10 protein-coding genes and 1 tRNA gene are annotated in these 11,474 nt (G+C 47.5%); 3 read left to right on the forward strand and 8 right to left on the reverse strand.

What is annotated here, in order from left to right:
- Window positions 1-60: 60 nt before the first annotated feature.
- From speA to QT998_RS23285, 3 genes are all read right to left on the reverse strand, one after another.
- On the reverse strand, window positions 61-2,070 hold the full coding sequence (speA, locus tag QT998_RS23275) for a biosynthetic arginine decarboxylase (protein ID WP_333118023.1): 2,010 nt from the start codon (window positions 2,068-2,070) through the stop codon (window positions 61-63).
- Window positions 2,071-2,312: 242 nt separating this feature from the next.
- Entirely contained in the window at window positions 2,313-3,455 is a 1,143-nt protein-coding gene (locus tag QT998_RS23280) for a helix-turn-helix domain-containing protein (RefSeq protein WP_333118022.1), read from the reverse strand.
- Between the two features lie 233 nt (window positions 3,456-3,688).
- Window positions 3,689-4,279, reverse strand: a complete 591-nt coding sequence (locus QT998_RS23285; protein WP_194070357.1) for a DUF3611 family protein — start codon at window positions 4,277-4,279, stop codon at window positions 3,689-3,691.
- 166 nt (window positions 4,280-4,445) lie between these two features.
- Between QT998_RS23285 and QT998_RS23290 the strand changes: the two genes are divergently transcribed.
- From QT998_RS23290 to QT998_RS23300, 3 genes are all read left to right on the forward strand, one after another.
- Window positions 4,446-4,616 carry a hypothetical protein gene (locus QT998_RS23290; protein ID WP_194070356.1) on the forward strand — a complete coding sequence of 57 codons (171 nt, stop codon included), beginning with the start codon at window positions 4,446-4,448 and terminating at the stop codon, window positions 4,614-4,616.
- Window positions 4,617-5,126: 510 nt separating this feature from the next.
- Window positions 5,127-5,423: a hypothetical protein gene (locus tag QT998_RS23295; protein ID WP_333089634.1), complete on the forward strand. Its 297-nt coding sequence runs from the start codon at window positions 5,127-5,129 to the stop codon at window positions 5,421-5,423.
- Window positions 5,424-5,435: 12 nt separating this feature from the next.
- Complete coding sequence (locus QT998_RS23300; protein ID WP_333089636.1) at window positions 5,436-5,963, forward strand: heavy metal-responsive transcriptional regulator; 528 nt, start codon at window positions 5,436-5,438, stop codon at window positions 5,961-5,963.
- Between the two features lie 626 nt (window positions 5,964-6,589).
- On the opposite strand, the gene QT998_RS23305 is transcribed toward QT998_RS23300, so the two are convergent.
- The 5 genes from QT998_RS23305 to murA all read right to left on the reverse strand — a co-directional run bounded on the left by QT998_RS23305 (window position 6,590) and on the right by murA (window position 11,284).
- Entirely contained in the window at window positions 6,590-7,510 is a 921-nt protein-coding gene (locus QT998_RS23305; RefSeq protein ID WP_333118020.1) for a spermidine synthase, read from the reverse strand.
- A 139-nt stretch (window positions 7,511-7,649) separates the two neighbouring features.
- Complete coding sequence (locus QT998_RS23310; RefSeq protein ID WP_333118018.1) at window positions 7,650-8,525, reverse strand: DMT family transporter; 876 nt, start codon at window positions 8,523-8,525, stop codon at window positions 7,650-7,652.
- Between the two features lie 223 nt (window positions 8,526-8,748).
- A tRNA-Leu gene (locus QT998_RS23315) sits at window positions 8,749-8,830 on the reverse strand.
- A complete protein-coding gene (locus tag QT998_RS23320; protein ID WP_333089643.1) occupies window positions 8,809-9,681 on the reverse strand; it encodes a M48 family metallopeptidase in 873 nt (290 codons plus the stop codon). Before QT998_RS23320 ends, QT998_RS23315 begins: the two co-directional genes overlap by 22 nt.
- A 208-nt stretch (window positions 9,682-9,889) precedes the next feature.
- Window positions 9,890-11,284, reverse strand: coding sequence for a UDP-N-acetylglucosamine 1-carboxyvinyltransferase (murA, locus tag QT998_RS23325; protein ID WP_194009068.1), 1,395 nt, complete (start codon window positions 11,282-11,284; stop codon window positions 9,890-9,892).
- Window positions 11,285-11,474: the final 190 nt, after the last annotated feature.

An 11,474-nucleotide genomic window follows, 5' to 3' on the forward strand; every position in this document is an offset into this window, starting at 1 on the left:
CCGTAAAACGCCAACTAAAGTCCGCACTACAAACCTATCGATCGGACGCGATATGACTAATTACGACTGAAGATAGGTGTACTGGCCCAGACTTCGTTCGTAATTTTGCAGCAAAAGTTGGGCTTCAGAAAGAGTAATTTTATTTTGCTGCAAAGCTGCTTCTGTCTGACGGCGGATGCTTTCAACCAAGCTTTCTGAATCGTACTGTACGTAGCTGAGGACTTCTTTCATAGTGTCTCCTTTCACCACGTGTTCGATATGATAGCCAGAAGGCGTTAGCTGAATGTGAACTGTATTTACATCGCCGAATAAGTTGTGAAGGTTGCCCATAATTTCTTGATAAGCACCTCCCAAAAATAGCGCTAAATAGTAAGGTTCTCCCGGCTTGGGAGTATGCAGTTCTAAAACCGACTTGACATCTCGCAAATCGATAAATTGGTCTATTTTGCCGTCGCTGTCGCAGGTTATATCGGCTAAAATACCGCGCGCAGTAGGTTCTTCGTCGAGTCGGTTAAGGGGCATAATTGGGAACAATTGATTGATTGCCCAACTGTCTGGTACTGACTGGAAAACAGATAGGTTGACGTAATAAATAGACGCCATCACCTTTTCTAGGTCTTCCAAATCGTCCGAGACGTATTCTTTTTGCCGCGCGATCGCCTGTATTTTATCGCAGCAAGCCCAGTACAACTGTTCGGTTTTTGCCCGTTCCGCAATTCCCAAATAGCCTAAGTTAAATAAACTGACTGCTTCTTCCTTAAATTGGATCGCATCGTGATAGACTTCTTGGTAATTTTCGGGTGTGATTGATTGGTAAATTTCGTAGAGATTGCGCGGAATAAGATGCGCGTTTTCGTCTACTGGTTCTGGTACTTCTCTGGGGACATCGCTAGTACCGAGTACGTTAAAAACTAAAACTGATTGGTGAGATGCGATCGCCCGCCCGCTTTCGCTGATGATAATTGGTACAGGAATTTTCCGCTCGTCGCAGGCATCTTTCACTCCCGCTACTACGTCGTTTGCGTAGTTTTGCATATTGTAGTTTTTGGAAGTGTGGAAATTTGTTTTAGAGCCGTCGTAGTCAACGCCGAGCCCGCCGCCTACGTCCAAGTAGTTCATATTAGCTCCCAATTTAGCTAATTCTACATAAATGTGGCTGGCTTCTCTAATGGCATCTTTGATGACGCTAATTGAGGAAATTTGAGAGCCGATGTGGAAGTGCAGCAACTGCAAACAGTCGAGCATTCCTGCTTGTTCTAGTTCGCCGACGGCGCGGATAATTTCTGGAATTGTCAAGCCAAATTTTGCCCGATCGCCCGTGGAACCTCCCCAGCGGCCAACGCCTTTGGTAGTGAGTTTGGCTCGCACTCCCAAAACAGGTTTAATTTTTAATGCAATGCTGGCGGCAATTGCGAGTCCTACTTCCTCAATTTGCTCCAGCACAATCACAGAAGTTTGCCCCAGCCGCTGCGCCAAAATTGCGGTTTCTATGTATTCGCGGTCTTTGTAACCGTTGCAAATCAACAAAGCGCCAGGGGTTTTCAAAGTCGCCAAAGCGATCATTAATTCTGGTTTTGAGCCGGCTTCCAGTCCGAAGTGATGGGGTTGACCGAAACGCACCAAATCTTGAACTAACTGTCGGTGCTGGTTGCATTTGACTGGAAAGACGCCGCGATAGACATTTTTGTAACTGTAGCGAGCGATTGCTCTGGCAAAACAGGAATTTAAGCGATCGATCCGATCTTCCAAAATATCGGAAAATCGAATCAGCAGGGGCAAAGCTAAATTGCGCTGTTTGAGCGATTCAACCAGTTCGTACAAGTCGAGGGAACCGCCGCGATCGCCCTTGGGAGACACTGTAACGTGACCGGCGGCATTGATCGAAAAATAGGGTTCGCCCCAGCCTTGAATGCGGTATAGTTTCTCGCTATCTTCTATTGTCCAAGATTTTTGTGGCTGTTCAGCAGCGGCTACCAAAGCACCGTCTGAAGGAACCAAACTCGTGACTGTTGGCGTCTGAGTCGATAGCGACTCGGTATCGGAGGAAGCAACGGTAGCTGGGGAGCTCATCTTATTGAAAACCTCGAAATGAGTGGTCAAATAGATAGTCTATCGCAGATATCGGGTTTCCTGATGCAGTGGAAAATTCACTAGGCCGGAGCCGGCCAAACCGGCCTGCGCCGGGATACCTCACCACGCGATCGAACCGCTATATTCAAGCTGTATGTAGGAATGGATGTAAACTCGCAAATCCGGTTTCCCAGTTTACGTGCGCCACGAGTGCTGTCAGGCGATCGATCGCCCGACACACTCTAACCAAAAATCACCTCCGGCGGTGCCATGTCAGCCCCCACAATCATCGCCCCGTTGTGAGACTTCTTCAAACCCGGCTGAGGCGCTTTTTCTTGGCTCTTAGGAGACGGTGCCACAGAGGCGGGCGGTTTCACCTGCGGCTCAGGTACTGCATTGGCACCCGGTACTACAGGTTGCTGCGACAGCCAACCCACACCCCCGATCGCCCCAGCCATCAAAGCGGTGTAACCGAGGTATAAATGCACGGGACGCATTTGAAAGCCGTCGGCTGAATCCGAGTCAGAAACAGACAAATAGGTGTTAGCAGTTACGAGACTCGGAGCCGGTTTGGGCAAAGCATTTGCCATCGCGGTGCCGTCTAGTCCCAAGGCATCGCCCAACCTGCGGATAAAACCTCTAACGTAAATATCCTGGGGCAGTTTTTCGATTTCCCCATTTTCTATCGACTCAATGTGGTGCAGTGGGACGAGAGTTTGACTGTGGAGTTGTTGGAGAGATAGCGATCGAACTTGTCGCCCCTTGCGTAACTCTATACCCAACTCCCGCAGAGACTCTTCTCGCTGTTCAACTGCGATTGCTACTTCTTCTTCCTTGGTGAGTTTTTTGGTCTTCTTGAGAAAACCGAACCCCGGGAAGGATTTTGCAGGGGCGATGACAGTTGCTGGTGCAGCCGACTCAACTTTAATTTCGTCTTGAGGCGCCGGTTGCTCTTCTTGTGAAGAGTGATTTTCTGTCTCGCCATCTTCAGTCTCGACCTCGGTTTGGGGGGGCGCTTCCACAGCAGCGCTGCGCCAATAGAACACAGGATCGGGTACTGACGGCTCTAATTCTCTAACCGATAGGGCGGCGGAAGTTGCAGCAGCGAAAGTCTCTTCTACAACTTGGATTTCCGTGTTGTTTGGTTTGCCAAACCTGTCAAATGCCAGCTTGACAGCTTCTCTGCTAACGGCTCTAATTAAAATTTCCGCTGCTGATGCTGCTTCACCCAACATGGTTTGCAAGCTAGCTAGAGCGTGGCTGTAGGTGTCGCTACAGAGGAGTTCAGCTTCTATTTGACCGAGGACAGAACGAAAACTTTCTTGAGAAATTTCAATAGTTGCGTGATCTGTCACCCCAAAATAAGCCTCGGGTTTCAGTGCCATGATGTTTGTGTTGTCTTGCTAGAAGGTATCTGAATAAGTTCTTCGACAGCTTGGCATTGATTCCGGAGGGGGATCGGGGGAGAGGTTCGATCGTTCGGACTTGAGTCCGCATCAATTCGGGAGGAGGATCGGGGGAGAAGTTTGATCGTTCGGACTTGAGTCCGCATCAATTTGGGAGGGCGATCGGGGGAGAAAGAAAGAATTCCCAATTACCGATTACCGATTACAATTTTTTAGATCTTGTGGATGCGATCGAGCAACCAAAGAGTCCCGACAATTCCGACAAAGTGGGCCACCGTGGCGTGAGTATTTGCCAATACCACAAATATGTCCAAAGGCTGAATAAATCTGCTGAAATCGACGGCGGCCCCGAACAAAGCTTGCGGCTGAGCTAGAGATTTGGCTAAAAGCGTGCCGCTGATGGCTTCTGCACCGATCAGCGTCAGCAGCAGTCCTGACAAATTGCCGATCAGAGTCAACTGAACTTGTTTGATGGTGTCTGCTTTTTTGGGGCGGACAGCGCCTGCGGGCGATCGCAGTTGTTTCGACAAGCGAGTGAAACCCCAAGCGCGAAATACGCTGTAACCAAGAACTGCCAGCCCGCAAATTGCAAAAAATACACCGCCACCGGTGCCGGCACTGGTTGAACGAGCAGCAGCGGTGGCGCTAGGGATGGCGAAGGGGATGGCAAAGAGCAAAATGATCGCCGCTACCACCGCTAGCACTAATTGCACCCAGAAGCAAATCCAGCCTGCTGTACGAAGGGCAAAGGCAACTCGCTGTACGGCTACAGGAGGCTTATCGGTATCTAACTGATTGGTCATATTTTCAGCGGATATAATTAAGTGGCTTGAGTTAGCAGCAGTTTTTTTTAGCGCGGACGGTTGATGGCGGTTAACCCTCTTTATAATGGAAGCAGAAATGTTTAAGATTTGTAACTGACATTCGATTTCACATTTGAACAGCGTCGATCGCAAGGTATATAAAGCAATGGCACAACTACAACCCACCGTCACTCCCAAACTCGAACAACCAAAGTTTGGCTTTAACAGCTACGCGGAACGCCTTAACGGTCGAGCTGCGATGATCGGTTTTTCCCTAACTGTAATTATCGAGTATGTCACAGGGCAGGGGTTGCTGGCCTGGTTAGGTCTCAACTAATTTTAGCAATGGCGCGGTCAGTCGATTTGAGATTTTAGATACTTCGGCTTCGCTCAGCGCAAGTTTTAGATTTTAGATTTGACTCCACAGATTCATCTGGGAGGAGGAACAAAAGTCTAAAATTTGGGGATTTACCCTGAGCTAGCGTCGGGGGCTGATAGCAGTTTTTGGGCCCCTCAGCCTCACAGTTGGTCTGGACTGTCACTCGCAAGGGTGTCACCCTGCTGACCGCGACCACTTCGGGAATTGATTAGAATATTAATTAGAACAAGCCCAGCGACTTGTCAATCGAGAAACATCGGTTTAGAAAATGCAAGAGCTAGCTTTGGGAGCGATATTTCGGGTGAAATTTTGATTTGACAGGCTTGGCAATTTAGCCTCGCTCCCGTACAATTCCCCACAGGGGAGCAGATTAATTTAGGTGAAGCTAGTCTCAGCTAGAAATCTCGATCGCACCGCCCACTCTAAGTTTTAGAGATTGTAAATAAATATAGAACAGAGTAAAACCACATGAATGCTTCATGGACGCGACTTTTGAGGTCTGCTTACCGTAAAGAGCCAATTACCAGCTTTATTGTGACGGTGGGCGTTGTCGATGCAGCGATCGGCAGCATCGGCGCTAGCGGTTCTTTGTTGGCTTTTGGGCTGGGTACTGCTGGGGTGGCGATGGCCCTCCGCTGGTGGCAAATTTACCGCTCTGGAGCCGAACAATCCGCCCCTGCTACCGAATACTACCTTCCTCCTCAGTCTTCTCGATCTCAGTTACCCACGCTCAACAGCGTGTCTAAGAAAAATCCTCCTTATTAAGTCGATCGCGCAATGGCACTCTGGAATGTGGCGATCGACTTTCTAGGGCTGAGGCCGTATCGAGATCTGACCAGAAAAGTCTTTCGATGCTCGATTTTTGAGGCTTGGTTGATGAATATTTCTGTGGCCGAGAAATTATACCAAATTGGCTCCGTAGCTGCCTGTAGCGGTTTGTCGGTGAAAACTGTTCGCTACTATGAGCAAATGGGCTTGCTGTCTCCGGCGGTAAAACGATCGCCCGCTGGTTATCGGTTGTTTGGCGAGGCAGTATTCAACAGATTGGCGTTTATTAAACGATCTAAAACTCTGGGTTTGAGCCTTCAGGAGATTAAGGATATTTTACAAGTTCGCGATCGGGGAGACTTGCCTTGCTCTGAAGCAAAACAGCGTCTAATTTTGAAGGTAGAGGAAATTTCCGGGCAAATTGCAGCTTTAGAAACTTTGAAAGGGGAGTTGCAAGGTATTCTCAACCGCTGGGAAGAGCAACCCTCGCGCGATCGGATTAGTAGCACGATTTGTCCGAACATTCAGCGGGATTGAGCAACGGCAAAAAGATACAAAAAAAGGGAAGGAATTATGGGTTTCCTTCCCTTGCTTGTTTGGTGGGTGGTTTGTTTGGTGTTTCGATCGCTTTGAGCTTTTAACTGTTTTCGCAGAGTTTGCCGTTGCTTTTTGAGCTGTCGAGCCCTGGCTGATCCGCCTTTACCTTTGGAGTTTCTGCCCTCGCTGCGGGGAGACTCCCAACTTTTTAGTCTCATGTTGTTATTTTGTTACACTACTTTTATAATACACCGCCACAATTTCAGTGTCAAGTATTTTTTAGACAGATGTTTGCTAGTATTGATCGTTAACTGATTGGACTTGCTACTTGCTATAGCGATGCTGCACAAACACAAGCAGCCGGATGCGTTATATCAAATCCGGTAGCATCGGAATGATTCAGATATGTATTCTCTCCCTCTGTGTACTCTGCGTACTAATAAGGTTAAATCATTCCGATGCCAGCGGAAACGATATTATAAGCTGTTGTGCATCGCAATTGTGTATGGTGATTGAGGGGGAGAGGGGAGAAGATTTTGGATCGAGCGTCCAAATATACAATTTAAATGCACAACAGCTTAGTGCAAGTTGCACACCCTGCAATTAAAGTTGTTTGCGTGCAATTATTAATCGAAATATTCCGCCGGAATTGCAGCATCGGTAAAAATTGGCAAGGTATCCCAACTGTTTACCCATTCTGGCAATTGCGCTACTTTTTTGAGTTGAAGCGACAATTCTATTAAGGAAAATTCTAAATTATAAAAATCTTGAATAATTTCGGCTTTCAAAAAGATTTCATTTTGAGTTAAATCTGGAGCATTAGTCGCAATCGCAATAGTGTTACCCTGATCTAAATTGAATAAATAAACTTGTGCAAACACAGTTTGAATAGTTTTCACCGCCGCCGCATTAAACTTTTGCTTGTGAAACAAATTGACTACTACAACACCCGCACTTGACAAGCGAGTTTTGCAAAGTTGGTAAAATTCTTGTGTCACCAATTTATAGGGCATATAGCCGCTACCAAAACCAGCATCCACAATAATTATATCATTTTTGACGGTGGTATTTTGTCCGGCAAGATATTCGCGACCATCTTGAATGGTTACTTTTAGTTTGTCGTCTAATTTAATTCCAAAAAACTTTTGAGCAACTTCGACTACTATGGGGTCAATATCGGTACATTCGACGATCGCGTGAGGGAAGTAGTGGTGAAAATAGTTGGGAATGCTACCGCCACCAAAGCCGATTATATATATTTTTTGGGGTGAATTTTTCCAGACTAATGCTAGCATCATTGCTCTGGCATAGGGAAAGATTAAGTTTAGTGGATTGTTGAGATCTAGAATTGATTGAGCTACCTTGGTAGTTAAGGTTTCTGTGTCTGCTAAAAGTAGGAGTAGAAATGAATTAATTTTTTTGACTGCGATGCAGTTTTCGCCGTAATTTTTTTGAAATAGAGTGCCGTCTGGTTGTTGCAGCCAATTGATTTGTTGGCGAATAGCTGCTACTTTGCTATTTTGCCGATCGCCTAAATAATCACTCATACGATTTTAGATTTTAGATTTTAGATTTTAGATTGGGGAATCACTGATGACTATCATGGTTGGGAGCCGACCTACAGTTTCATTCTTTTTGGGAAGTGGTATCAAATCTAAAATCTTAAATCTCTCTTATCACATTTAATCATTTCAAACTTAATAATAACGCAATTCCAGCGATCGCCCCAACGACCCCCAAAACTGCCCGAAAGCTGACTTTTTCGCCTGCTACCACGGCTAAAGGCAGTACAAACAGGGGACTGGTAGAACTGAGTGCTTGGGCGATCGCTGCGGGCGCATATTTCAGCGAAGTTTGTTGCAGGAAAATTCCGAGATAGGTTCCTAAAAAAGCTGCTAAAATTATTGCACCTAATATTTTGGGCGCTGTTAATTGTTTGCAAGTCCCAGGGTTTTTTGGGTTTAAAAAGCATAACATAACTGCAATTCCCCCGCTCAAACGCAAAGCCGCTGTCCATAAGGGATCGATATCTATTTGATTGAAGGCGGCGCGGGATAAAATTGCTCCGGCGGCGTGGGCTGTTTGTCCTAATAAACTAATGCCTAATCCCAGCCAAAGCTGTTTTGATGGTAAGGTAGTTTCGGCTGTTCGTTCGGCAATTACCCAAGCTACGCCGCAGATTGTTAAAAGTATGCCCGTACAAGCAATGGGCGATAGGTTTTCTTGCAAAAATATCAAGCCGAATAAAGCTGTTAAAGGAGGAGATAGGGTTTCTAAAAGCAGCGTTCGCCTCGCACCTAAATATTTTAATACGATAAAGAAAGCAGTGTCTCCGAGGCCAATTCCTAATGCGCCGCTGATCAGCAGCATTGCTAAAATATTGGGGTTGACGGCGGGGAAGGATTTTCCTAAAATTATTACAGTGACTAAAATCATGAAAAGGGCGATCGCGCCTTTGAGGAAGTTTAGCACCACTGCGGGGATTTGCTGTCCTACTCGCTGCCAGATGGTGGAAGATAAAGCCCAGACAAATGCAGCGCCTAAAGCGGCGATTTCACCCATAAAATTTGTTGATTTTTGACTGTTGATTTTTGACTGTTAAGAGGGCGGGCACGGGGGCACCGCCCCTACTGAGTGTTGACTGTTGTCATTAGTTACCGATGCCCAATTCCCAATTCCCAATTCCCAATTCCCAATTCCCAATTCCCAATTCCCAATTCCCAACATAAATTAGGGTTCCAGACTTATCATCTGAAACCCTATATTTATTAAGCTTTTTTATTAGTGGGCAGGGAGAGAATCGAACTCTCATACCTTTCGGTGTCAGATTTTGAGTCTGATGCGTCTACCAATTTCGCCACCCGCCCTTTTTATCGGTTTCACCATCATAAAGCGCCGATCGATTTTTGTCAAGCAAAGATTCATAATCTTTTGAACTGGCCCAGCGATCGATCTCTCTGGCGCGCAATACTGGTACAGGATGCGACAACTGAGCCGTTTGAGCTTGTTTGAGCATTTCTCCCAGTTCCGTGCTGCTGAGGTCGTCGTAGGCTCGCGCCTGTGCCAAAAACTCATCGACATTCAGTTTCGGAGCTAAAGTCGGCGAACCTCCTGCCAGTTTCATCAACAACGATGCTACCACTCTTGGGTCTTGGGTGGCGAGCAAGGCGGCGCGATCGCACGTAAATTCTGCACACCGCAACCATTCCAACATTTGCGCCTGCAAACCCTGGGCGAGAACGGTTCCCAGAGGGGAAATTTGACCGGCGGCCAATACAATTAAATTAGCCAGAGTCAGGTAAACTCCGTGTTCGCACTTCAAATGCCCCAACTCGTGAGCGATTACTGCTTTAACTTCTTCGTCTGTGAGCAAATCAATCAGCGAAGTGTGCATCACCACAAAAGGCTGTTTTCCCCGCATCGCAAAGGTGTAAGCATTCGGCATCGGATGCTGGCGGACATAAAGCTGCGGCACTTCCAAATCTAGAGTTTTGCAGGCATCCAACAGCAATTGATGCAGGTGGGGCAATTGATTTTCGCCGACTTGGACGCTGGAAGCCAGATTTTCGAGCCTGAAAAACTGTTCGCCCAGTTGTCCCAGCAACTGCCGCACCATCAAATCTAGTCCGGGGAGTTGTTTGAGAGAGTTGGTGGCTGCCAAGTCTAGCGGGTGGCGAAACTGGTCTGCTTTTAAACCTCGGAGCGGTATGTTTGACATTTTAGTTGTGAGTCAGTTGGCAGTTGGCAGGAAAGCAGTTGGCAGTTGGTATTTGGCAGTTGGCAGTTGGTAGTTGTCATTCATTCCTTAATGATTAGCGAAGAATTGCTAAGGAAGAACCACAAGACTGACGCAAAAAGGGTTTGACACACTACCACTGACAACTGCTTTCCTGACAACTGCCCACTACCAACTGACTGCTGACTAACTAACAGTTTAAGCTCGATCGCACGGGATTGACAGGAGCCTCAGCCTTAGTTTGGTCTTCTCCCTCCTTGAGACGCCGCATTTTCGCTCCCAATTTTTGCAGCTTCACCTCCAATTGCTCGTAGCCGCGGTCTAAATGCTGCAAGCTGCTGATTGTGGTTACGCCGTCGGCCGCAAGTCCCGCCACCACCAAAGCCGCTGAAGCCCGCAAATCTGTTGCTACTACCGGCGCTCCTGAGAGCATCGAGACTCCGCGCACTACGGCGACATTGCCTTTAACGCGAATGTCTGCGCCCATGCGGTTGAGTTCTGCTACGTGGCGCAAGCGGTTCTCAAATACTGTTTCTTTGATGATGCTGTCTCCTTCGCTCAGAGTCAGCAAAGCCATAAACTGAGCTTGCATATCTGTGGGGAAACCAGGATAAGGCAAAGTTTCGATGTCTGTGGCGGTGTGAATTTTGCCGGGAATTATTCGCAGAATGTCGGGGGATTCGGCAATAATTTTCGCCCCCATTGTCTGCAATTTGGCAATCACTGCAGTCAGGTGGTCGGGAATGACCGGCGACAAACTGATTTCTGAGTGGGTGATGGCTCCTGCGATTAAAAATGTTCCGGCTTCGATGCGATCGGGAATAATTGAATAGTCTACCGCGTGCAGTCTCGGAACTCCCGAAATGACGATCGTATTTGTACCTGCGCCTTGAATTTTGGCTCCCATCGCGCGGCAGAAATTTGCCAAATCGATGACTTCCGGCTCTTGGGCCGCATTTTCAAGGACGGTTTCTCCTTCGGCCAGAGTCGCCGCCATCATCAAAGTTTCGGTTGCGCCGACGCTGGGGTAGTCCAAATAAATTTTGGCTCCTTTGAGGCGGCGGTTGGGCCCTTTGACGTAAGCGTGCACTGTACCGTGGTCGATGTGGACTTCAGCGCCTAGGGCTTGCAGGCCGCGAACGTGGAGTTCTACAGGCCGCGCGCCGATGGCGCAACCTCCGGGTAAAGGCACTTTAGCAAATCCCAAACGGGCTAGCAGCGGCCCGATAATGAAAAAGCTCGCCCGCAGTTGGCTGACTAATTCGTAGGGGGCTTGAGCGTCTATGAGGTGGCTGGCGTTGATGTCTAGAACGTCGCCATTTTGCTCTAATTTGACTCCTACAGCCGAGAGAATTTGCCTCATGCGGGCGACGTCGGCTAGACCGGGAACGTTGCGGAGACGGCAATCGTCGGGGCACAGTATCGCTCCCGCCATCACGACTAAGGCTGAGTTTTTCGCGCCGCTGATTTTGACGTGTCCTTTCAAGGGCTGGCGACCCCAAATTTGTAATAGTTCTTGGTCGCTTTCGGGTGAAGCTGACAGGTTAGACGAGTTCTGAGCTGGTGTAATGGGTTTGCCCTCCATATGTGGTTTGTTACTTTATACATTATTAATTTTGGTTCGATTTTACCGGAAAGTTTTTAGATGTCCAGGGGGGATGTTAGAAATTTCAGGTATTTTTTTTGCTAGCATTCCCTCTGGACAAGGATTTCAGGTGCGATCGCACAAATAATCTCGATATATCATAATTTAATTATTTGTATCAAAATTGACT

Origin of the sequence: Microcoleus sp. S1D4 (assembly GCF_036700765.1) — a bacterium.
Classification (GTDB): domain Bacteria; phylum Cyanobacteriota; class Cyanobacteriia; order Cyanobacteriales; family Microcoleaceae; genus Microcoleus.